The 20,706-nt window shown below is 71.3% G+C and carries 20 protein-coding genes; 6 read left to right on the top strand and 14 right to left on the bottom strand.

Annotated elements, in window-relative coordinates; genetic code table 11:
* Nucleotide 1: 1 nt before the first annotated feature.
* Nucleotides 2-721 (top strand): hypothetical protein, encoded by a 720-nt coding sequence (locus G4G93_RS33670; protein ID WP_165091657.1) that lies wholly within the window; start codon nt 2-4, stop codon nt 719-721.
* On the opposite strand, the gene G4G93_RS33665 is transcribed toward G4G93_RS33670, so the two are convergent.
* The 3 genes from G4G93_RS33665 to G4G93_RS33655 all read right to left on the bottom strand — a co-directional run bounded on the left by G4G93_RS33665 (nt 693) and on the right by G4G93_RS33655 (nt 3,764).
* Nucleotides 693-926, bottom strand: a complete 234-nt coding sequence (locus G4G93_RS33665; protein ID WP_165091656.1) for a DUF2783 domain-containing protein — start codon at nt 924-926, stop codon at nt 693-695. The two genes, G4G93_RS33670 and G4G93_RS33665, sit on opposite strands and share 29 nt — an antisense overlap.
* Complete coding sequence (locus tag G4G93_RS33660) at nt 926-2,590, bottom strand: FAD-dependent oxidoreductase (protein WP_165091655.1); 1,665 nt, start codon at nt 2,588-2,590, stop codon at nt 926-928. The genes G4G93_RS33665 and G4G93_RS33660 overlap by 1 nt, the downstream gene beginning before the upstream one ends.
* A 220-nt stretch (nt 2,591-2,810) precedes the next feature.
* Entirely contained in the window at nt 2,811-3,764 is a 954-nt protein-coding gene (locus tag G4G93_RS33655) for an MBL fold metallo-hydrolase (RefSeq protein WP_165091653.1), read from the bottom strand.
* A 150-nt stretch (nt 3,765-3,914) separates the two neighbouring features.
* Between G4G93_RS33655 and G4G93_RS33650 the strand changes: the two genes are divergently transcribed.
* Nucleotides 3,915-4,361, top strand: a complete 447-nt coding sequence (locus G4G93_RS33650) for a MarR family winged helix-turn-helix transcriptional regulator (RefSeq protein ID WP_165091651.1) — start codon at nt 3,915-3,917, stop codon at nt 4,359-4,361.
* Nucleotides 4,362-4,598: 237 nt separating this feature from the next.
* Here G4G93_RS33650 and G4G93_RS33645 read toward each other — a convergent pair whose 3' ends face one another.
* On the bottom strand, nt 4,599-4,796 hold the full coding sequence (locus G4G93_RS33645; protein ID WP_165091649.1) for a hypothetical protein: 198 nt from the start codon (nt 4,794-4,796) through the stop codon (nt 4,599-4,601).
* Nucleotides 4,797-5,152: 356 nt separating this feature from the next.
* Between G4G93_RS33645 and G4G93_RS33640 the strand changes: the two genes are divergently transcribed.
* Both G4G93_RS33640 and G4G93_RS33635 read left to right on the top strand, forming a co-directional pair.
* A complete protein-coding gene (locus tag G4G93_RS33640) occupies nt 5,153-6,241 on the top strand; it encodes a catalase family protein (RefSeq protein ID WP_165091648.1) in 1,089 nt (362 codons plus the stop codon).
* Nucleotides 6,242-6,255: 14 nt separating this feature from the next.
* Nucleotides 6,256-6,654: an MAPEG family protein gene (locus G4G93_RS33635; protein ID WP_165091646.1), complete on the top strand. Its 399-nt coding sequence runs from the start codon at nt 6,256-6,258 to the stop codon at nt 6,652-6,654.
* 83 nt (nt 6,655-6,737) lie between these two features.
* Here G4G93_RS33635 and G4G93_RS33630 read toward each other — a convergent pair whose 3' ends face one another.
* Together G4G93_RS33630 and hydA are read right to left on the bottom strand one after the other, a co-directional pair.
* Complete coding sequence (locus G4G93_RS33630) at nt 6,738-7,685, bottom strand: histidine kinase dimerization/phosphoacceptor domain -containing protein (protein ID WP_395410840.1); 948 nt, start codon at nt 7,683-7,685, stop codon at nt 6,738-6,740.
* A 312-nt stretch (nt 7,686-7,997) separates the two neighbouring features.
* The gene (gene hydA, locus G4G93_RS33625) at nt 7,998-9,386 is read right to left on the bottom strand and encodes a dihydropyrimidinase (protein WP_165091643.1); all 1,389 of its coding nucleotides are present in this window, start codon (nt 9,384-9,386) and stop codon (nt 7,998-8,000) included.
* A 59-nt stretch (nt 9,387-9,445) separates the two neighbouring features.
* On the opposite strand from hydA, the gene G4G93_RS33620 reads away from it, so the two are divergent.
* Nucleotides 9,446-10,114 carry an aspartate/glutamate racemase family protein gene (locus G4G93_RS33620; protein ID WP_165091642.1) on the top strand — a complete coding sequence of 223 codons (669 nt, stop codon included), beginning with the start codon at nt 9,446-9,448 and terminating at the stop codon, nt 10,112-10,114.
* Between the two features lie 2 nt (nt 10,115-10,116).
* Here G4G93_RS33620 and G4G93_RS33615 read toward each other — a convergent pair whose 3' ends face one another.
* The 8 genes from G4G93_RS33615 to G4G93_RS33580 form a co-directional block, all read right to left on the bottom strand.
* A complete protein-coding gene (locus G4G93_RS33615) occupies nt 10,117-11,043 on the bottom strand; it encodes an N-carbamoyl-D-amino-acid hydrolase (protein WP_165091640.1) in 927 nt (308 codons plus the stop codon).
* Nucleotides 11,044-11,141: 98 nt separating this feature from the next.
* Nucleotides 11,142-12,800 carry an ABC transporter ATP-binding protein gene (gene nikE, locus G4G93_RS33610; protein WP_165091638.1) on the bottom strand — a complete coding sequence of 553 codons (1,659 nt, stop codon included), beginning with the start codon at nt 12,798-12,800 and terminating at the stop codon, nt 11,142-11,144.
* Nucleotides 12,800-13,675 (bottom strand): ABC transporter permease, encoded by an 876-nt coding sequence (locus G4G93_RS33605; protein WP_165091637.1) that lies wholly within the window; start codon nt 13,673-13,675, stop codon nt 12,800-12,802. The genes nikE and G4G93_RS33605 overlap by 1 nt, the downstream gene beginning before the upstream one ends.
* Nucleotides 13,676-13,680: 5 nt before the next feature.
* Nucleotides 13,681-14,712, bottom strand: a complete 1,032-nt coding sequence (locus G4G93_RS33600; RefSeq protein ID WP_165091636.1) for an ABC transporter permease — start codon at nt 14,710-14,712, stop codon at nt 13,681-13,683.
* A 7-nt stretch (nt 14,713-14,719) separates the two neighbouring features.
* The gene (locus G4G93_RS33595; protein WP_165091664.1) at nt 14,720-16,318 is read right to left on the bottom strand and encodes an ABC transporter substrate-binding protein; all 1,599 of its coding nucleotides are present in this window, start codon (nt 16,316-16,318) and stop codon (nt 14,720-14,722) included.
* A gap of 125 nt (nt 16,319-16,443) precedes the next feature.
* On the bottom strand, nt 16,444-17,862 hold the full coding sequence (locus G4G93_RS33590; protein WP_395410848.1) for an NAD(P)-binding domain-containing protein: 1,419 nt from the start codon (nt 17,860-17,862) through the stop codon (nt 16,444-16,446).
* A 9-nt stretch (nt 17,863-17,871) separates the two neighbouring features.
* Nucleotides 17,872-18,618, bottom strand: a complete 747-nt coding sequence (locus G4G93_RS33585; RefSeq protein ID WP_165091635.1) for an SDR family oxidoreductase — start codon at nt 18,616-18,618, stop codon at nt 17,872-17,874.
* The gene (locus G4G93_RS33580) at nt 18,615-19,589 is read right to left on the bottom strand and encodes an NAD-dependent epimerase/dehydratase family protein (RefSeq protein ID WP_165091634.1); all 975 of its coding nucleotides are present in this window, start codon (nt 19,587-19,589) and stop codon (nt 18,615-18,617) included. Before G4G93_RS33580 ends, G4G93_RS33585 begins: the two co-directional genes overlap by 4 nt.
* Nucleotides 19,590-20,086: 497 nt before the next feature.
* Between G4G93_RS33580 and G4G93_RS33575 the strand changes: the two genes are divergently transcribed.
* A partial coding sequence (locus G4G93_RS33575; RefSeq protein ID WP_246737179.1) for a cysteine peptidase family C39 domain-containing protein occupies nt 20,087-20,706 on the top strand: 620 nt, incomplete at its 3' end.

Genomic DNA, 20,706 nt, shown 5'->3' with positions numbered 1-20,706 from the left:
GATGATCCCGAAGCGGGTGAGCCCCCCGTCATCCGACGTCCGATTGCCTGCTTCGCAATGCGGAAGTCGGCTTCGCTCAAGCGCGGCGCCGGCTGGTGACACGAAGTCCGGAAGGGATCTTTCGGAATTCGTATCGCTCGGCCGATTGCAGGCGGCTTGGAAACGAACGGTCCTCGTCGCCTTGCTGTTGCTCGCCACCGTCACCCCGCTCTCGGCACAAATCGGGATGGAGATCGGGGATCCCGTTCCGAGCGATCTTCGGGAGCGCGTCGCTGATCTCCTGCGGGCCATGCGGCCGCACGATTCCGACGCGGCCATCGCTGCCGCAAGGATCATCGACGGGGATCTCTGGCGTCGATACGGGTTGCTGCTCCTGCGCATCGAAGCCGATTGCCGGGCGACCCTGTGCATGACCGTCCTTTCCCGGGTGGGGCAGGCCGACCTGACCCCGCAGCTGACCTTGAACGCCGACAAGCAGGTTCATCTCACCGATGCCGGCGTGGATTTGTGGGGGGCGCTGGACTTCCCGATCCACATCAAGGGTCATGGAAGCACCGGCATCATTGCGACGCCCCGCCTCGGGAGCTGGGTCGTCGAGGCCTGCGGCGGCTGCTTCCCGTCCGGGGAGGAACTGGCGAGGCGGCCGGCAGTACCGCCCTCACCGCCCTCGCCGAGCCTCACCTTCGAGGAATTCAGGCGCTCACTGGACCTGGATCCGTGACCCCCTCCGCCCGCACGGTCCTGCGCGCCAAAGCGACCGCCGCGCGGATCGTCTCCGGATCGCCGACCTCATGCGCGAGGATCAGGACGAGGCGCTGGGTGAGCGCCGCGCTCTCGGCCTCGTCGAGAGCGCGAAAACCGTCGACCAGGATCTGGTAGACGTCGTCGGCGCGGCCGGAAAAGCCGTCATCCTGCCGGAGCGCCATCACGCCGCCTCCTGGATCGCGGAATCGGGACGGCCCTGGGCGCGGGCGAGCGCCCGGGCGATCGCCTCGGGATCAGGGGCCGGGAAGCGCGCCGCCACGTGGGCGTCGGGCCGGATCAGGTAGGCGGTGCCGGGCGCGGCGCCGTAGCGGGCGGCAGCCAGGCCTTCCGGGTCGTGCAGGATGTCGCGCAGAATCTCGGCGCCGTGCAGGGAACGGGCCGTCGGCGCGATTGCGACGATCCGCAGGTCGAGGCCGGCGAGCGGCCTCAGATCGGTTGCGGCGTCCGCGAAGATCAGGAGGGTGAACGGCCCGCCGAGCCGGTCGAGCAGCCAGGCCGGGCGCCCGGCCGCATCGGTGACCGGGGCATCGGGGCAGGCGGTGCCGGGTTCGGGCCCGCCGGGAAACGCCGCGGCGTCCGGTGTCTGCAGCGACAGGCCGGCGAGGCTGCAGGGGCGCGACAGCCGGCCGGCATTGAGCAGAGCGCGGGCGAAGGGCGCCTCGGCGGCGAGGGCCAGCACGCCGTCGCGAAGCGCGCGCTCGGCGCCGCTGCGCGGGGTCATGAAGGCGGTGGTGCGGCTGGAATGCCGGATGTTCTCGTCGGCGGCGTGGCCGCGCTCCTCGTCATAGGTGGCGATCAGCGATTCGGGTGCGCGTCCCGCCAGGACGAGGGCGAGCTTCCAGCACAGGTTGTCGGCATCCTGCACGCCGCCATTGCCGCCCCGGGCCCCGAACGGGCTGACCACGTGGGCGCTGTCGCCCGCGAAGATCACCCGGCCGTGGACGAAGCGCTCCAGCCGCGCGCAGCGGAACGAGTAGACGGAGCACCATTCGAGGGTGACGGGGGTCTCCTCGCCGACCACCGCCCGCACCCGCGGCATCACCCGCTCCGGCCGGCGCTCCTGCTCGGGGTCGGCGTCGGGCCCGAGCTGGAAGTCGAGGCGGAAGACGTCGTCGGGCTGGCGGTGCATGAGCGCGCTCCGGCCGGCATGGAAGGTCGGCTCGAACCAGAACAGGCGCTCGGTCGGGAAGCCCGCCTGCATCGTCACGTCGGCGATCAGGAAGCGCTCCTCGAAGCGCTGGCCGGGAAAGGGCAGGCCCATCCGGCTGCGGGTGGGGGAGCGGGCACCGTCCGCCGCGATCACCCAGGCCGCGTCGAGGATGTAGCTCCCGTGGGGGCTCTCGACGTCCAGGCGCACGCCGTCCTCGGTCTGGGCGAGGCCGGTGACGGCGTTCTTCCAACGCAACCCGATCAGGTCGGGAAAGTCACCGGCCCGGTCGACCAGGAAGGCTTCGACGTAGTATTGCTGCAGGTTGACGAAGGCCGGGCGGCGATGCCCGCCCTCGGGCAGGAGATCGAAGCGGTAGAGTTCGCGCGCGCCGTGGAAGACCCGGCCGGCATTCCAGGTCACGCCCTTGTCGACCATGCGTTGGCCGATCCCGAGCCGGTCCCAGATCTCGAGGGTGCGCTTGGCCCAGCAGATCGCCCGGCTGCCGGTCGCGACGGTGTCGTCGTCATCGAGCACCACCACCGGAACGCCGCGACTGGCGAGATCGATCGCGCAGGTGAGGCCGACCGGCCCGGCACCGATCACCACAACCGGCCGGCGATGCGTCTCGCCGCTGAGTTCCGGCGGGGCGGGTGAGGCGTAGCGGGGCGTGCGCATGGGCTTCGCTCGATTCGGGCTTCGCTCGACTTGGATTGCATCCACCGCGTCGTTCCGGGGCCGCGTGAGCGGAGCCCGGAATCCAGATGTTCTGGATCTTCAAGGAATGGCGGACAGTGGCCCGCTTCATTCTTCGTCACCTGCGTGTCCGGATTCCGGGCGCCGGCTCACGCCGCCCCGGAATGACCCGAAAGGTATCAGCCCCGAGTCGGGCCGCCGGTCACCCCTCCAGCGCCCGCCACATCTCGATGTCGCGCTCGGCGGTCCAGATCCGAGGCGTGTCGATTCCCTTCGCCTCGTCGTAGGCGCGGCTGACGTCGAAGGGCATGCAATGCTCGAAGATGACCCAGTGGCCGTACCGGTGCCGCATCTCGCGCATGGCCCGGTCGTACACGGCCTTGAGGTCGTAGCCGGCCGCCACGCCCTCACGGGCGATGGCGTAGAGGTCGCGCAGGAAGGCGCGGGTGCCCTCCAGCCCCTCGCGGATCCGGTCGGGCGTCCTCAGCGCCTCGCCACGGCCCGGCACCAGGGCCTTCGGGTTCAGGGCCTCCAGCCGGTCGAGGGTGGCGGGCCAGTCCTGGAAGTGGGCGTCGCCGCAATAGGGGGTGGCGCCGTACTCGACGAGGTCGCCGGAGAACAGCACGCCTTCCTTCGGCAGCCATGCGACCGTGTCGCCGGCGGTGTGGCCGCGCCCGGCATGGATGATCCGCACCTCGCGCGAGCCGAGCCACAGGGTCATCTCGCCGTGGAAGGTCAGGGTCGGCCAGGTCAGGCCCGGTATCTCCTCGCGGCCGCGGAACAGGCGCGGGAAGCGCTGGATCTCCGAATCCATGTCCTGTTGCCCGCGCTCGACGATCATGTCGCGGGCGACGTCGCTGGCGATGACGTTGACCCGGTCCGGATAGCCGGCGACGCCGAGCACCCGCACGGCGTGGTAATGGGTCAGCAGGACGTGGCGGATCGGCTTGTCGGTGACCTCGCGGACCCGACGCACCAGGTCGCCGGCCATGCGCGGGGTGGCGCGGGCATCGATCACCAGGACCGAATCGTCGCCGACGACGATGCCGGAATTCGGATCGCCCTCGGCGGTGAGCGCGTAGACGCCCGGGGCCAGCTCCGAGAAGGTCTCCTGCTTCTCGGCGAGGTCGCCCTGGCTGGCGAAGCCCTTGCTCATGCGATTGCCTCCCGTGGCTGATATCCTTGCCGATGCCGTTCGATCGCGGCATCGTGCGGCGCGTCCGATCGGACGGGCGGTGCTTGTTGCACCTGCAACTTGATGTAAGATGTTGCGAACGCAACCGTCAAGGGGCCGTATCCCGGACCGATGGACCGCCTGAACCTGCTCAGTTTCTCGCCGTTCCGGCTCAACCGGCTCGCCACCGAGTTCAGCCAGGCGCTCGCGGCCGATTACGCCCGATTCGGCATCGACGTCCCGGAATGGCGGGTGCTGGCGACGCTGGGACAGCACGAGGAGCCGCGCAGCGCGGCCTACGTCGTGCGCTGCACCCGCACGCACAAGTCGCGGATCAGCCGTGCGGTGAGCCACCTGATCGAGCTCGGCCTCGTCGCGCGCCAGGAGGACGGCGACGACCGGCGCGAGATCATGCTGCAGCTGACGGAGAAGGGGCGGGCGACCTATGCGGAACTCGTGCCGATCCTGCTCGCCCGGGAGGCGACGCTGCTCTCCGGATTCAGCGAGGCGCAGAGGCGGGAGTTCGAGCGGCTGCTCGACGTGCTGGAGGAGTCGCTGGGGCTGGTGCGGGAGAGGTGAGGGCGTTCGACGGTCCGGGCCCGTCCATCCCTCGACGTGTTCCATGCCCTCCCGTTCGTCCCGGGCCGCGCAACCATACAAGCTGACGCCTCGGCATGATACGGAAGGCGCAAAGCCGGATTCTGCACCGTCGGCGGTTATGGATCCCGGGTTCTCGGCTTCGCCGAACAATAGATGGCATCGTGGATGCGGCGAAGGGAAAGGCCGGATCCCTTCGATCAAGTCTCCTCAGGGCGGTTAACCCGCCGCGGCGGCCATCACAACTTCGTCCGCCCGCGCCACATAGGCCATCAGAATCACGAAGACCAGGACCGTGAGCGCGTTCCACGCGAGATAGCGGCTGCGGTCGACCAAGGTGCGGGTCTCGGTCAACGCGCGAGTCTTGGCGAAGGTGCGAGTCTTGGCGAAGGCGCCAGGCTTGGCGAAAGCGGGCATGGACAGGGCTCCTCGGGGAGGGGCGAACGGCGCCCGCGACGGGTCGACGGGTCGTCCCTTGCCCGGACGGGCGGGGCTGACCGCGACTCACATTCAAGCGGGGCCGGGCCCGACCGTCAATGAACGCGGTTCCCAAAATGCGTCCCAGGTGGAGATGATTCTTGCTGCCGTACGGCGGAAGGAGAGAAGATTTTTCGCCGACCTCGGGATCGTCCCGCGCGGCGGAACAACGATTTTTCCCGCACCCGGTGTTTTCCATCGTGCGCGAAACGATCGCGCGGGAACGCCGTCGGGGTCCGGCCGTTGCCGGTGACGCAGCGGCGCATCCGGCGTCGTCCCCGTCCAAGGCGCCCCCGATGTCGTCACCGATCCGCTTCGATCCGTCCCTGGAGAGCGTGCAGCCCGACGAGGAGGAGGTGCATGCCGAGATGATCCGGGTCTTCGCCCGGATCCAGGAGACGACGCTGAAGGATTACGGCCACGCGGTGCGCGGCGTCCATGCCAAGAGCCACGGCCTGCTGACCGGCCGGCTCACGGTGCTGCCGGATCTCCCAGGCCCGCTGGCGCAGGGGATCCTCGCGACGCCCGGCACCTACGACGCCGTGCTGCGCCTTTCGACCAACCCGGGCGACATCCTCGACGACAGCGTCTCGACCCCGCGCGGCCTCGCCGTGAAGGTGATCGGCGTCTCCGGCGAGCGGCTGCCGGGAGCCGGCGGCGACACCCAGGACTTCGTGATGGCGAACGCCCCGTCCTTCACGGTGCCGGATGCCAGGTCGTTCCTCAAGAGCCTGAAGCTTCTGGCGGCCACCACCGACACGCCGCAGGTGTTCAAGAAGGTGTTCTCCGCGGCCCTGCGCGGGCTCGAGAGCGCGGTCGAGGCGGTCGGCGCCAAGAGTCCGACGCTGATCAGCCTCGGCGGCCACCCGGAGACGCACATCCTCGGCGAGACCTTCTACAGCCAGGCGCCCTTACGCTGGGGCGAGTACGTCGCCAAGGTCGCGGTCGCCCCGGTCTCGCCGGCGCTCACCGCCCTCACCGGGGCTGCCCTGAATGTCAACGGCAAGCCGAACGGCCTGCGCGAGGCGGTCTCGGCGTTCTTCGCCGCCCACGAGGGCGTGTGGGAGCTGCGCGTCCAGCTCCTCACGAACCGCGAGACGATGCCGGTCGAGGATGCCTCGACGCCCTGGCCGGAGGACGAAAGCCCGTACGTCCCGGTCGCCCGGATCACGGTGGCGCCGCAGGAGAGCTGGAGCGACGAGAAGGTCCGCAGCCTCGACGACGGCCTCGCCTTCAGCCCATGGCACGGGATCGCGGCGCACCGTCCCCTCGGCTCGGTGATGCGGGCGCGTCGCGCCGTCTATCCGCGCTCGGCCGGCTTCCGGGCCGAGCATAACGGTTGCCCGATCCACGAGCCGACCGGACATCGGCCCGATCGCGCCTGAAGGAGCCTCTCGCCATGGTGTTCCCGTCCCTCACCGCCGCCTACGGCGCCGTGCTGGCGCTGCTCTTCGCCGGCCTCTCGATCTGGGTGATGGCCCGGCGGCTCTCCGCCAACGTGCTGCACGGCGACGGCGGCGACGCCGTGCTGCTGCACCGCGCCCGTGCCCAAGCCAATTTCGCCGAGTACGTGCCGCTCATCCTGCTTCTCGTCGGCCTGCTCGAGGCCCACGGCGCGAGCCGGGCCCTGGTGCACGGCCTGCTGGTCGTGCTGCTGGTCGGCCGGGCGCTGCACCCGTTCGGCATGACGGCGCCGGCGAACTCGCCCCGTCAGTTCGCCTGCCGCGGCGGTGGCATCCTGGCGACCTTCGCGGTGCTGATCGTGGCGGCTCTGGCGCTGCTGCTGCGGCTCGCCTGAGCCGTCATACGATTTTCGATCGATGCGGAAATCGGCGTCGCTCGGACGCCGCGCAGGCTGGTGATGCGGCGTCGCAAGCCGGATCAGGCGGCCGGGGCGGCGAAGTCGAGCCGCACCACCGTCCCAGCTCCGCCCGCATAGGTGAGCGTGCCGTCGAGCTGGGCCGCCAGCCCCTGGGCGATGCGCATCCCCAGGCTGCGGCTCTTGTCGGGATCGAACCCGGCCGGGATGCCCCGGCCGTCATCCGCGATGGTGAGGGCCATCCGCTCCGGGGTGGTGGCCTCCAGGCGGATCGTGATCGTGCCGCCGGCGCCGTCCGGAAAGGCGTGCTTGAGGGCGTTGGTCACCACCTCGACCACCAGCAGCGACAGGGTGGTGAGCCGCGTCAGGTCGAAGCGCACCGGCGGCACCTCGACGAGGCAGACGATGGTGCGAGCGCCCGTCGCGTCGAGGAGGTCGGCGCAGAGTTCCTGCAGGTATTGCCCGGCCGGCAGGTTGATCCGGTCCGGGTCGTAGAGCCGGCGATGGATGCGCGAGATCGTCTCGAGCCGCACCCGCGCCTCGTCGAGGGCGGCGACCGCGGCTTGCGGGTCGTCGCCGACCCGGCGCTTCTGCAGCGTCAGGAGCGCGGCGACGAACTGCATGTTGTTCGCCACCCGGTGCTGCAGCTCCTGGAACAGGGTGCGCTGCTGCTCGTAGAGGCCCGCCGTCACGGCACGCTCGCGGCGCAGCCGCGCGCTCGCCGTGTGCATGATGTGGATCAGCGCGATGTCGACCGCGACGATGAAGACGTAGAAGGCGAGCGCGAGGCCGGACTGCGCCGAGATGAGGAAGCCTTCGCTCGGCGGCAGGAAGAAGTACCAGGCTGCCAGGCCGCTCAAGGTGGCGCAGGTGATCCCGGCGCGCAGGCCGCAGAAGAACGTCGTGAGGATGACGGCGGGGAAGAACGTCAGGTAGGGAAAGCCCGGCGGCAGCACGTCGTCGACCGCGAGCCGCAAGGCCAGGGCGAGCGCCGTGGCAGCGAGGGCCACGAGGTCGCCGAGCCGGTGACGCGCGCGCAGGCGCTCTGTCGCCTGGATCGCGGCCCAGAACCGGCTGCGCCACGCCGTCGGGACGGGGGACAGGGCGGCAGTCGGTTCGACGCGTGACAGTGGGTCGGCTCCTTTTCCAGGGGCCAGCCTAATCCGATTCGGCCGTTCCGGTCCACGGCGCACCGCGCCCGGGCTTAGCAAATGAGTGTTTCGGGCTCGTCGCGACGCCGTCGCCGCGACTGCGGCGGCGCCATGGTCGAGCCCGGGCATGTGCCGGCGCAGCCGGAGGACCCGTGCCCCTGCTCCGGGCGCCTAAGCCCGCCGGATCGGCGCGCCGCTGCCGGCCTGCGCCGTCACGGCGCCGCCCTCGGCGATCACCCGGCCGCGGCAGAGCACCGTCTCGGGCCAGCCGGTCAGGGTGCGGCCGGCATAGGGGGTGAAGCCGGTGCGGTCCTCGACCATGTCGTCCGAGAGGGTGACGCGCCTGGACGGGTCCCAGAGGCAGAGGTCGGCATCCATCCCCACCGCCACCGAGCCCTTGGCCGTCAGGCCGTAGATCCGGGCCGGCGCCGTCGCGGTGATCTCGACGAATTTCCTCAGGCCGAGCCGCCCGCCCGATACCATGGCGTCGAAGAGCAGCGGCAGGCGCATCTGCAGGCCCGGCATGCCGTTGGCGATCTCCTTGAAGGTCGCAGCCTGCCCGGCTTTCAGCTTGCCGCTCTCGTCGTAGCGATAGGGCGCGTGGTCCGAGGACACGGTCTGGAGGTCGCCGAGATCGAGGGCGCGCCACAGGGCTTCCTGGTCGCGGGCCTCGCGCAAGGGGGGCGAGCACATCCACTTCGCCCCCTCCAGGCCCGGCCGGTCGAGGTCGGCTTCGGTGAGGAAGAGGTATTGCGGGCAGGTCTCGGCATAGACCTTGGCGCCCTCGCCGCGGGCCCGGCGCAGGATCGCCGCCCCCTCCTCGGTCGAGACGTGGAAGATCATCACCGGCTGGTCGAGGTACTGCGAGAACCGCACCACCCGCTCGAACGCCTCCGATTCCGACAGCCGCGGATGGCTCGCGGCGTGGTATTTCGGCGCCGTCTTGCCCGCCTTGAGCAATTGCCGGCTGGCGAAGGCGATGAGGCCGTGATTCTCCGCGTGGACGCAGACGAGCGCGCCCACCTCCTTGGCCGCCGCCATCAGGTCGAGCAGGGACTCGTCGGCCAGCCGCAGGCGGTCATAGGTCATGAACGCCTTGAGCGAGGTGTGGCCGGACCGCGCCAGCGCCGGGATGTCCCGGCTCAGGGCCTTCTCGGTCGCATCCGCCACGATCAGGTGGAAGGCGTAGTCGATCACCGCGCCGCGTTCCGCCAGCGCCGTGTAGTCCTCGACCACCTGCGCGAGGTCCATCCCGACATGCTGGGCCGCGAAGGCGACGACGCTGGTGGTGCCGCCGAGCGCCGCCGAGCGGGTGGCGCTCTCCCAGGTATCGGCGTTCATCAGCCCGGAGGCCGAGAGCTGCTCGATATGGGCGTGGCTGTCGACCCCGCCCGGCAGCACGAGCTTGCCCTTCGCGTCGATCTCGCGCCGGCCTGAGGCGAGGTCGAGGCCGATCGCCGCGATCCGGCCGTCGCGGATCCCGAGATCGGCGGAGAAAACGTCGCTCGCGGTGGCGACGGTGCCGCCGCGGATCACGGTGTCGAAGGCGGGCTCACTCATACTGACGCTCCTCGTCCGAAACTTGCTAGCTTGAAGATCTGACACATCGGGGGACCACCATGCAGAAGACCGATCCGGCTCGCGACCGGCGCATCCTCGTCATCAACCCGAACTCGAACGACGTCGTGACCCGCGGGCTCGACGGGGCGGTAGCGCCGCTGGCGCGCCCCGGCATCGTCGTCGAGTGCCGCACGCTGGCCGAGGGGCCGTTCGGCATCCAGTCGCAGGCCGATGTCGAGCAGGTGGCCCTGCCGCTGCGCGATCTTGTGCGGCGCGAGGCGGCGGACGCCTATGTCATCGCCTGCTACTCCGATCCCGGCCTCCACGTCTGCCGCGAGGCGACCGACCGGCCGGTGCTCGGCATCGCCGAATGCGGGATCCTCACCGCGCTCGCCCGGGCCGACCGGTTCGGCGTCATCGCGGTGGCGAGCCGCTCGATTCCGCGCCACCTGCGGGCCCTGCGCCAGATGGGCGTGATCGACCGCCTCGCGGGCGAGCGGGCCCTGGAGATGACCGTCGCCGAGACCGCGAGCGGAACCGACACCCTCGCCCGGATGATCGCGATCGGCCGCGACCTGCGCGACCGCGACGGGGCGGGGGCCGTCGTGATGGGCTGCGCCGGCATGGCGGTCCACCGGCGCGGCCTCGAGCAGGAGCTCGGCATCCCGGTCATCGACCCGACCCAGGCCGCGGTCGCGATGGCCGTCGGCATCGTGGCGGTCGCCTGACATCAATCCGGCAGCACCGCGCCGGTCTGGGCGGTGATGCGGCCGTAATGCTCAGGTCTGCGGTGGCGGGCGAAGTCGAAGATCGTCTCCTTGCCGAACCGGGTCTCGTCGAGGTCGCAAGCGTGGACGATCACCCCGTCGGCCTCGCCGGGGAGCTCGGCGACGATCTTCCCGTTGGGATCGCAGATCAGCGTGCCACCCATCAGCGGGTGGCCGTCCTCGTCCCCGGCCTTGGCCACCGCCACCACCCAGGTGCCGTTCTGGTAGGCGCCGGCCTGGACCGAGAGGCGGTGGTGAAAAAGCCGGTCCTCCAGGCCTTCGCTCCCGCGCTGCCCGTTGACCGACGGGGTGTTGAAACCGAGCACGATCATCTCGACGCCCTGCAGCCCCATCACCCGGTAGGTCTCGGGCCAGCGCCGGTCGTTGCAGATGCACATGCCGAGAATGCCGCCGAGCATCCGCCAGACCGGGAAGCCGAGGTCGCCCGGCTCGAAGTAGCGCTTCTCCAGGTGCTGGTGCGAGCGCTCGGGGTCGAACTCGTCGTGGCCGGGCAGGTGGACCTTGCGGTATTGGCCCACGATGGTGCCGTCGCGGCCGACCAGGATCGAGGTGTTGAAGTGTCGGCCCTCCGGGGTCAGCTCGGCATAGCCGAACGACATCGCCATGCCGTGCTCCCGCGCCCGGTCGAAGAGCGGGGCGGTGGCCGGGCCCGGCATCTCGCGCTCGAACCAGTGGTCGGCCTCGGCGCGGTCCTCGTGGTACCAGCGCGGGAAGAAGGTGGTGAGCGCCAGTTCCGGATAGACGATCAGGTCGGCTTCCTGGCTCTTGGCCTCGTCCATGAGCGCGAGCATCCGGGCGACGACGCTGCCGCGGTCCTCGTCCTTCTGGATCGGCCCGAGCTGGGCGGCGGCGGTGCGGATCACGCGCATAAGATTTCCCATTCACCGAAACGAGTTGAGAGTTTGGCGCCCGTCCCCTCTCCCGCCCGCGGGGAGAGGAGACATGCTCACGATCGGACTTCGACGGCTCACGCCGCCGGCTCCGCCGCCACCCCCCGCGTCTGCCCCGGCCGGAAATGCGGGATCGCGGCCAGCAATTCCCGCGTGTAGGCGGTGCGCGGAGTCCGGAAGAGGTCGCGGCTGACGCCCTCCTCGACCACCCGCCCGCCCTGGAGCACCAGGGTTCGCTCGCACATCATCCGCACCACGTTGAGGTCGTGGCTCACGAACAGGAAGGCGAGGCCGTCCTCCCGGCGCAAATCGTCGAGGAGGCGTAAGACCCCGGCCTGGACCGAGACGTCGAGGGCCGCGGTCGGCTCGTCGAGGACGAGGAGTCGCGGCTTCACGGCGATCGCCCGGGCGATGCCGATGCGGGCCTTCTGGCCGCCGGAGAGCTGGTGCGGGAACCGGTCGAGGAGGGCGGCCGGCAGGCCCGCCCGCTCGGCGCTCTCGATCACCCGCAGGCGTAAGGGTTCGCCGCGCAGCGGGGTCAGGCGCTTCACCGGATGGGCGATGCAGTCGAAGGCGGAGAAGCGCGGGTTGAGGCTGTCGGTCGGGTCCTGGAACACGATCTGGATCGCGCGCCGGTGGGGCGAGCGGTGGAAGTCGCGCGCCGGGATCGTGCCGATCGCTTCGCCGTCGAACAGGATCCGCCCGGCGCTCGAATCGAGGAGCCGGCAGATCATCCGCGACGTGGTGCTCTTCCCCGAACCTGATTCGCCGACGAGGCCGAGGCTCTCGCCCTCGCGGAGCGAGAAGGACACGTCCTCCACCGCCATGGCGCCGCCGAATGCCTTGCCCAGGGCCTGCACCTCGAGAAGCGGCGGGGTGCCGGGGGCCGGAGCCGGCCGCGGCCTGGCCGACGGGCGAGGGCCCTCCGGCACGAGGTCGGCGAGCGTCGAGGTCGGGGTCGGCGAGGCGGCGACGAGGCGCTTCGTGTAGGGATGGCGGGGCCCGGAGAAGAGGGCTCCCGGCTCGCCCTCCTCGACGAGGCGGCCCTGCTCCATCACGGCGATGCGGCCGCAATACTGGGCCGCGAGGCCGAGATCGTGGGTGATGAGGATCATCGCCATGCCGCGCTCGGCGGTGAGCCGGGCGACGAGGTCCATCACGGTCTTCTGGGTCGTCACGTCGAGGCCGGTGGTCGGCTCGTCGGCGATGAGGAGCGCCGGGCGGCAGGCGAGCGCGAGCGCGATCATCACCCGCTGGCACATGCCGCCCGAGAGCTCGTGCGGATAGGCGTCGAGCCGGCGCGCCGCGTCGCGGATGCGCACCGCCTCCAGGCTCTCCAGCGCCCGCGCCCGGGCCTGGGACTTCGAGAGCCCGCCCGCCATCAGCACGTCGGCGAGCTGCCGGCCGATCGGGCGGATCGGGTTCAGCGCCGCCCGCGGGTTCTGGAAGATCATGCCGATCGCCTGGCCGTGCGCCGCCCGGAGATCTGCCGCCGAGAGCCGGGTCACGTCCTGGCCGCGGAAGCGCACGCTCCCGCCGACGATCCGGCCGGCCCGGTCGAGCAGGCGCGCCGCCGCGAAGGCGGTGACGGACTTGCCCGATCCCGATTCGCCGACGAGGCCGAGGCTCTCGCCCGGCGCGACCGCGAGCGAGACGCCGCGCAACGCCTCGACCGGGCCGCGTCTGGTCGCGAAGGTGACCCGCAGGTCCTCGATCGAGAGAAGAGGAGGCTGCATCAGGTCCGCATCCGGGGATCGAGGATGTCGCGCAGGCCGTCGCCGAGCAGGTTGAAGCACAGCACCGCCAGCATCAGGGCGAGGCCCGGGAAGGCGACGAGCCACCACTTGCCGGTGGTGATGAAACGGGCGCCCTCGGCAACGAGGATCCCCCATTCCGGCGTCGGCGGGCGCACCCCGAGCCCGATGAAGGACAGGCCCGCGGCATTCAGGATCGCCCAGCCGAGATTGAGCGAGATCTGCACCGCCATGGCCGGGAGGACGTTCGGGAGCAGGAAGCGGAGCACCACCGCGAGGTGGCCCTCGCCGCCGGCCCGCGCCGCCTCGACGTAGCCGGCATCCCGCCGCACGTTCACCTCCGCCCGGGCGAAGCGGATGTAGAACGGCAGGTTGATGATGGCGGTGGCGATGACGATGTTCTCGACCCGGTTGCCGAGGGCCGCGACCAGGGCCATCGCCAGGACGAAGAGCGGGAAGGCCATCAGCACGTCGACGAGGCGCCCGACCACCCGGTCGAGCCGCCCGCCGGCATAGCCGCTCATCCCCCCGATCACCGCGCCGAGCGCGAAGGACAGGCTCACGGCCGAGAGGGCGATCGCGAGATCGAGCCGCGTCGCCGCGACGATGCGGCTCAAGACGTCGCGGCCGAGCTGGTCGGTGCCGGCCCAATGCGCCGCGCTCGGCGGCTGGAGCGCCACGGAAACGTCGGAGGCGACCGGATCGTAGGGCGTGAGCCAGGGGCTGAAGAGGGCCACGAGGCAGAGCAGCGACGCACCGGCGGCCGCGACCGCCGTGAGCGGGTTCTCGCGCAGCACGTGGCCTGCGTGCTGCAGGGTGCTGGGCGGCGGGGCGAGGGTCGGGGAGACGGCGTTCATCACGATCACTCGATGGAGACGCGCGGATCGGCGAGGCCGTAGAGCACGTCGACCGTGAGGTTCACGACGACGAACAGGCTCGCCATCAGCAGCACGAAGCCCTGGACCGGCGCGTAATCCGAGGCGAGCAGCGCATCGAGGGCGTAGGAGGCGACGCCCGGCCAGGAAAACACCTTCTCCACCAGCACGTTGGCCCCGAGCATGGTGGAGAACACGATGCCCGCGATGGTCAGCACCGGCAGGATCGCGTTGCGCAGCGCATAGGTCACGATCACCCGCCGGCGCGGCAGGCCCAGCGACCGGGCGGTGCGGATGAAGTCGCTGCCGAGCACGCTCAGCATCGCCGCCCGGGTGATGCGGGCGAGCGGCGCCAGCACGAACAACGCCATGGTGAGCGCCGGCAGCACGAGCTGCCCGGCCGCCGCGCGCCAGCCCTCCCCGTCGCCGACGAGGGCGAAGTCGATCAGCAGGAAGCCGGTGATGTCCGGCGGGCTCGCCGCGAACACGTCGACGCGGCCGGTCGGATCCGGGGCGATTCCGAGGAGGTAGTAGAACACGTAGATCAGCAGCAGTCCCGACACGAAGGTCGGCACGCAGACCCCGAGCGCGCAGAGGAAGCGCACCGCGTGGTCCACCACCGATCCCGGCCGCAAGGCCGCCGCGATGCCGAGCGGGATCGCCAGCAGGAGCGCGATGACGAGCGCCGAGACGGTCAGTTCGAGGGAGGCCGGCAGGCGCTGGCGCAGATCCGTCAGCACCGGCTGGCCGGTCGTCATCGAGCGGCCGAGCTGGCCGCGGGCGACGTCGCCGAGATAGCGCACCAGCTGCTCGGGCACCGGCTTGTCGAGGCCCATCTGGCGGCGGATCTCCTCGATCTCCGCCTTGCCGGCATTGGGCCCGGAGGCGAAGAACACCGCCGGGTCGCCGGGCAGGACCCGCATCAGCAGGAACGTGAAGACCAGGACGCCGAGCAAGGCCGGCAGCGAGGACAGGAAGCGCCGCCCGGTGCGCCGGGCGATGCCGCTGGCGGAGGCCATCCGCGACCTACTTCCGCGACAGGTCGCGGTAATCGACCTGACGGTGGAACTGGTAGGTGTAGCCTTCGACCGATGGCGCCATCACGGCGTCCTGGTTCGGCTGCCAGATCGGGATCTGCGGCATCAGGGCGAGGTGGCGCCGGTTCAGGGCCCGGGCGTCGTCGTCGTACGTCGCCGGATCGCGCTCGAATCGCGCCTTGGCGGCGAGCTCGTTGATCTCGGGATCGTCGATCGAGCTGTAGTTCCAGCGCTGGTTGCCGGTGTAGAAGTTGCGGTAGAAGTAATCCGGCGAGGGCAGCCAGGCGACGATGCCCTCGGTGAAGAACGGCAGCTTCTTCTCGCTGATTTGCGTCGACATCTGCGCGTCGGGCAGCTTCTGGATCTCGACCTTGACGCCGATCTTCTCCAGCGATTCGCGGATCAGCGCCGCCATCGGCTCGGCGGTGGCGGCCTGGCCGACATTGAAGCTGAAGGTGGTGGAGAACCCGTCCGGCAGCCCGGCCTTCGCGAGCAGGGCCTTGGCCCTTTGTAGATCGAGGGTCACCGGCTGGGCGACGGGGAAGACGGGTTGCGGATCGCCCTCGCCCCAGGTCGCGCCGAAGAGCGGCTTGCCGCGGCCGAACAGGGCGGCCTTGAACATCGCGTCGTAGGGCAGGGCATAGGCCAAGGCCTGGCGTACCTCGACCTTGTCGAAGGGCGGCATCTTCGTGTTGAAGGAGATCAGCGTCGCCGCGTTGAATTGCGGCGTGGCGATCACCTTCAGCTTGGCCTTCTCCTTCAGGGCCAGCGCGTCGTTGGCCTGGAGGTCGATGACGATGTCGGCGTCGCCCTTCTCGACGAGGTTGGCGCGGGTCGCCGGATCGGGAATCGTCTGGGCGATGATGCGCTTGAAGCCGGCCGGCTTGTCCGGCGCGGCACCCTTCCAGTCGGCGTTGCGCTTCAGGACCACCTGCTCGCCGGGCTTGAACACGTCGACGCTGTAGGCGCCGCTGCCGACGGCGTGGTCCTTGAGCCAGGCTTGCGCCCAGGGATCCTCCGGCGTCGCGTGCGACCTGGCGACCTTGGAATTGATGACGATGGCGTAGACGGTGGCGAGGTTCGGCAGGGCCAGCCGGTCGGGCTTCGGCAGCGTGACCTTGAAGGTGTGGGGATCGACCACCGTGAACTGGTCGGGGCTGGTCAGCGAACCGGTCAGGAGCTGCGGCCCGGCGAGCGACTTCGCCGAGACGGCGCGGTCGAGCGACCACTTCACGTCCTCCGCCGTGACGGGGGTGCCGTCCTGGAACTTGGCATCCTTGCGGAGATGGAAGGTAAGGGTCAGGCCGTCCGGGCTGACCTCGTAGCGCTCGGCCAGCTCGCCGCGCACCGAATCGAGGTCGAACACCCAATTGTCGCCCAGCTTCTTGCGGCCGAAGGTGACGAGGCGATCATAGGTCGAGAGGCTGATCGCGAAGGCCTCGCGGGTGGTGCCCGGCATGGTCGGGTCGAGGGTGTTGACCGCAGCGCCCGTGACGTAGCGCAGGGTCTCGGCCCGGCTCTGGGCCCGTGCCGGCGTCGCCACGACGAGGGCGGTGAGGAACGCCGCCGCGAGGCCGCCCGTCCGCATGCTGGTCTTCGTCACGCCTGTCCCTTCCTGCATCCCTGTTTGGCCGGCCTTCTTGCAAGGGCCGTTCCAGCGGGGACCATTCGAGACCAGGGATCGCCGCGGGGCAAGAGCTAACGCGAGATCTTTCAGCGCAGCACCGCCTGCTTCACGTCGTAGGCCCGGAAGTCGGCCCAGTGCCGGTCGAGGTCGGCGACGAACAGCCCGCGGGTGAGGCCGGAGACGAGGCGCGGCACCGCGGTGGTCATGGCGTTGATCGACGAGCCGGACGGGCCGTGGCTCACCGTGGAGGCGATGCCGAACAGGTGGATGTCGCGGATCCACGGCGTAAGGCCGGGCTCGCGCTCGGTGAAGGCGTAGTCGTCGCCGAGATACGGATAGGCGGCGAGGCGGTCGTCACGCTCCTCGGGCGGCGGGGCGTAGCGGTCGCCCCAGGTGGCGATGTTGTGGGCAAACGCTAACAATTCGGGCCGCGCGGCATAGTCGATGGCGATGCCGGTGGCGGCGATGACGAGGTCGGCGGCGATCTCGGCCGCCGGCGTGTCGAGGACGACCGCGCCGTCCCGCATCCGCGCCGCGCGGATGGGCGCGCCGGGCAGGAAACGGAAATTCGGGTGCCGGGCGCAGCGGTCCCAGGTCGCCTGCGGAAAGCCCTCGCGCAGGCCCATCACCGCGCTCATGAAGCGCCAGCGCCAGGCGTCGTCGAGATCGCCGAGATGGCGCAGGAAGCCCGCGAAGGTGAGCCAGCGATAGGGCTGCACCACCTGCGCCTCCGCGCGCCGGCACAGCAGGACGACCTCGGCGGCACCGGCTTCCAAGGCCGTCGCGGCGTTGTCGAAGGCCGAGGCGCCGGCGCCGATCACCGCGACGCGCTTCCCCTCCAGGCGGCCGGCCTCGATCGCCTCGTCGGTGCGGGCGACGCGCTCCGCCGGCAGGTCGGCCAGCACCTCCGGCATCGCCCAGCGCCCGGCGCCCTCCTGGCCGGTGGCGAGCACCACCTTGCGGGCGTGGCGTACGCGCCCTTGCGCATCCGTCACCGCGAGCAGCCCGCCCGCCGGCGCGATGCCGGTGACGGTCACGCCGTTCTCGACCGGCACGCCCGTCGCGACCCGCACGAAGGCGAGGTACGCGGCCCAGTCCTCGCGGGTGATGAGGTCCAGCGCTTCCCAGCTCGCTTGCCCGTACGTGGCCTCGTGCCAGGATTGGTAGGTCAGCGCCGGCAGGCCGAGATCGGGCCCGGTGAAGTCCTTCGGGCTGCGCAAGGTGCGCATGCGGGCATAGGTGAGCCAGGGCCCTTCCAGGCCCTCCGGCGCCCGGTCGAGCACCAGGATGTTGGTGACCTGCGCCCGCATCAGCCCGAAGGCGACGGCGAGTCCGGACTGCCCGGCCCCGACCACGATGACGTCGCGGGCGGGCTCCCCGTCCGGGCCGGGGCGCGGGGTGAGCCAGGGGGCCCGGGGATGGGCGGTGCGGGCGATCTCGTCCCGGACACGGACGAGGAGGGCGTCGAGGGACATGCGGGAGTAGGACATGCTGGAGAAGGACATGGAAGACCTTCAGGCCGAGAGCCAGCCGCCCTCGACCGGAAGGGCGGCGCCGGTGGTGAAGGAGGCGGCCTCGCTCGCGAGATAGAGGATGGCGCGGGCGACCTCCTCGGGCTGCCCCAGGCGCTTCATCGCGTGCCGGGATTCGGAAGTCGCGCGGGCGGCGGCCGGGTCGGCGGCGCGCCGGAAGCTGCGGGCGAGCAAGGGCGTCTCGATCGCGCCCGGCACCACCGCGTTGACCCGGATGCCGTCGGCGGCGAAGTCGAGCGCCATGGTGCGCGTGAGGCTGAGCACCGCGCCCTTGGCAGCGATGTAGGCGCTGTTGTTGCGCCCGCCCGCCAAGGCCAGCTGCGAGGCGACCGTGACGATCGCGCCGCCGCCGCGGGCCCGCATCAGGGGAACGGCTTGCCCGGCCCACAGCCAGGTCCCGCCGACATGGGCGCGGAACACCGCGTCCCAATCCCCGGGCGAGGTGGTCTCGACGGTGCCGCCGACGGAGAAGCCCGCCGCCGTCACCAGCACGTCGATGCCGCCATAGGCCTCGACGATCGCCGCCGCGTCGGCGGCGACCGCGTCCGGCTCGCCGACCTCCGAGGCGCGGGCGAGGCCGCCGACCTGCGCCGCCACCGCTTCGGCGGCCGTCCGGTCGCGGTCGATCACCGCCACCCGGGCGCCGGCCTCGGCGAAGAGCCGCGCCGTCGCGGCGCCGATGCCGGAGCCGCCGCCCGTCACCACCGCGACCTTGCCGTCGAGCCTCATCGCGAATCCTCCCGGAATCGAGTGTGCCAGTCCAGGAACGCGTCGGCGGAGGCCTCGCAGCCATGCCGCGCCTCCCAGCCGAGTTCGTCGCGCAGCCGCGCCGTGGCGAGCGGCGGCCGGTCGCGGTCGCCGTGCAGCGAGATCGTCGGGGTCTCGCCCGGTTCGGCGAGGCGCAAGACGGAGCCGGGCCTGGCGCGCGCCAGCCGCTCGCCCCAGGCGAGGACCGGCCAGACCGCCGGGCTCGACACGTTGTAGAGGGGGGAGCCCAGCCGCGGCGCCGCGACCAGCCGGGCCACCGCCTCGGCGGCGTCGGGGGCGTAGAGCCAGTCGCGCCGGCCGGGCCGCGGCAGCAGGGCCGGGGTGCCGGCTTCCAAGGCCGCCCAGATCTGCGCCTGCGGGCTCAAGGTGTCGCGCAATCCGGTCGCGCGCTCGAACGGGCCGAACACCGCGCTCAGGCGCACGCTCACCCCGTCGAGGCCCCAATGGCCGCAGAGCCGCGCCAGCACCGCCTCCGAGGCGAACTTGGTGACGGCGTAGAGGCTCTCCGGCCGCGTCGCCAGTTCCTCTGTCAGGATTGGAGCGTCCGCCGTCCCGTAGGCCGCCGCCGAGGACAGGTTCACCACCCGGCGCACCCCGGCCCGGCGGCAGGCGTCCAGGATCGGCACCGTCGCCGTCAGGTTGACGGCGAGGATCGTGCCCGGATCGGCGGCCTCGCGCGCTGCATCCGCCGTCACCGCGGCGGCGATCACCACCGCGTCGGTGCCGGGCCGGATGGCGGCCGCGAGGCAGGCCGGATCGGTCACGTCGCCGATGTCGAGGGCGAATGCGTCCGGCGGGGCGGCCAGGGCCCGCAGGAGCGGCGGCGGGGGCGGCGCCCGGTCGAGGAGCCGCACGCTCCGGCCCCGATCGAGGAGGGCGCGGGCGAGGTTCAGCCCGACGAAGCCGGCCCCGCCCAGGATCACGACGCTCACGCCGACGGCACCGGCAGGCATGCAGCCGAGGGGGCGAGCGAATCGTCGTGGAGGGGAAATGCCGGCACGCGGGGCCCTTCGATGATGTCCGGCCCCGGCCATGCACGAAGCGGGCCGGGGCCTGGGCAAGGATACGCCGTGACCCGCGGGGCACAACGGGTGGGTTCGGGATCGGGCAGGGCGCCGCGCCGGCGGACTGGAAAACCCCGGAAACACCGTCCCGGATGCGCGCAGCGTGCGAGCCGCCGGGGCGACGGCACGGGGTCGGCGGCCGCGCCGTCGCCCTGTCATGAAACCATCACCCGTCCGCGCCAAAGGGTTTCTCCGAGCGGCCGGCGAGACACACGCGCGGCCCGGAAAGGCGCGGCGCCTCCGCCGTCCCGGGCTGCTCCAGGCGAGTCACGAACGATCGGAATCTCGTGTACGTTGTGGACCGGGAGCGGAACGCGGCGTGAGCCGGCGCCGGCAGAGCGCGCCGTGGAGTGAGGGAGCGGGACATGGTGCAAGACGCGGCCTCACAGGCCGGCCCCGACCAATCCGGTCCCGGCCCCGCGGAGCTGCCGGCGGCGCGGCCCGATTCGGGCCTCGGGGCGCTCGCCCTCGTCGCCTCGTTCCACCAGATCCCCTGCGAGCCCGCCCAGGTCCGCCACGACCTCGGCCTCGGACAGGGGCCGATGAGCGCCGTCGACATCGTCCGCGGCGCACGACGCCTCGGCCTCAAGGGGCGCCTGCTCCAGGACCAGAAGCCCGCCCGCCTGGAGTCGATCCCGCTCCCCGCCATCCTCCAGGTCGAGGACGGGCGCTTCGTCGTCCTCGGACGCCGCTTCGAGGACGGCAAGCTGCGCATCATCGATCCCGTCGCCCGCACCGCCGACCACGTCGAGCCCGACGCCTTCCTGCCCCGATGGACCGGCACCATCGTGCTCGTCGCCCGACGCGCCAACCTCCAGACCGCCCTGCACAAGTTCGGCCTGACCTGGTTCGTCCCCTCCGTCTGGCGCTACCGCAGGCCGCTCGCCACCGTGCTCGTCGCCTCGCTGTTCATCCAGCTCTGCGCCCTCATCACCCCGATCTTCTTCCAGATCACCATCGACAAGGTCCTGGTCCACCGCGGCTA

Origin of the sequence: Methylobacterium sp. DB0501 (assembly GCF_011043735.1) — a bacterium.
In the GTDB taxonomy this organism is placed as follows: Bacteria; Pseudomonadota; Alphaproteobacteria; order Rhizobiales; family Beijerinckiaceae; genus Methylobacterium; species Methylobacterium alsaeris.
This window is presented reverse-complemented; position numbering and strand designations above follow the sequence as displayed.

Excerpts from the sequence above, each read along its gene's own strand:
- nikE (WP_165091638.1), bottom strand. The coding sequence starts at position 12,800 with ATGCAGCCTCCTCTTCTCTCGATCGAGGACCTGCGGGTCACCTTCGCG.
- G4G93_RS33650 (WP_165091651.1), top strand. The coding sequence starts at position 3,915 with ATGGACCGCCTGAACCTGCTCAGTTTCTCGCCGTTCCGGCTCAACCGG.
- G4G93_RS33655 (WP_165091653.1), bottom strand. The coding sequence starts at position 3,764 with ATGAGCAAGGGCTTCGCCAGCCAGGGCGACCTCGCCGAGAAGCAGGAG.
- G4G93_RS33605 (WP_165091637.1), bottom strand. The coding sequence starts at position 13,675 with ATGAACGCCGTCTCCCCGACCCTCGCCCCGCCGCCCAGCACCCTGCAG.
- G4G93_RS33635 (WP_165091646.1), top strand. The coding sequence starts at position 6,256 with ATGGTGTTCCCGTCCCTCACCGCCGCCTACGGCGCCGTGCTGGCGCTG.
- G4G93_RS33640 (WP_165091648.1), top strand. The coding sequence starts at position 5,153 with ATGTCGTCACCGATCCGCTTCGATCCGTCCCTGGAGAGCGTGCAGCCC.
- G4G93_RS33670 (WP_165091657.1), top strand. The coding sequence starts at position 2 with ATGATCCCGAAGCGGGTGAGCCCCCCGTCATCCGACGTCCGATTGCCT.
- G4G93_RS33620 (WP_165091642.1), top strand. The coding sequence starts at position 9,446 with ATGCAGAAGACCGATCCGGCTCGCGACCGGCGCATCCTCGTCATCAAC.
- G4G93_RS33585 (WP_165091635.1), bottom strand. The coding sequence starts at position 18,618 with ATGAGGCTCGACGGCAAGGTCGCGGTGGTGACGGGCGGCGGCTCCGGC.
- G4G93_RS33590 (WP_395410848.1), bottom strand. The coding sequence starts at position 17,862 with ATGTCCTTCTCCAGCATGTCCTACTCCCGCATGTCCCTCGACGCCCTC.
- G4G93_RS33615 (WP_165091640.1), bottom strand. The coding sequence starts at position 11,043 with ATGCGCGTGATCCGCACCGCCGCCGCCCAGCTCGGGCCGATCCAGAAG.
- G4G93_RS33595 (WP_165091664.1), bottom strand. The coding sequence starts at position 16,318 with ATGCGGACGGGCGGCCTCGCGGCGGCGTTCCTCACCGCCCTCGTCGTG.
- hydA (WP_165091643.1), bottom strand. The coding sequence starts at position 9,386 with ATGAGTGAGCCCGCCTTCGACACCGTGATCCGCGGCGGCACCGTCGCC.
- G4G93_RS33600 (WP_165091636.1), bottom strand. The coding sequence starts at position 14,712 with ATGGCCTCCGCCAGCGGCATCGCCCGGCGCACCGGGCGGCGCTTCCTG.
- G4G93_RS33645 (WP_165091649.1), bottom strand. The coding sequence starts at position 4,796 with ATGCCCGCTTTCGCCAAGCCTGGCGCCTTCGCCAAGACTCGCACCTTC.
- G4G93_RS33665 (WP_165091656.1), bottom strand. The coding sequence starts at position 926 with ATGGCGCTCCGGCAGGATGACGGCTTTTCCGGCCGCGCCGACGACGTC.
- G4G93_RS33660 (WP_165091655.1), bottom strand. The coding sequence starts at position 2,590 with ATGCGCACGCCCCGCTACGCCTCACCCGCCCCGCCGGAACTCAGCGGC.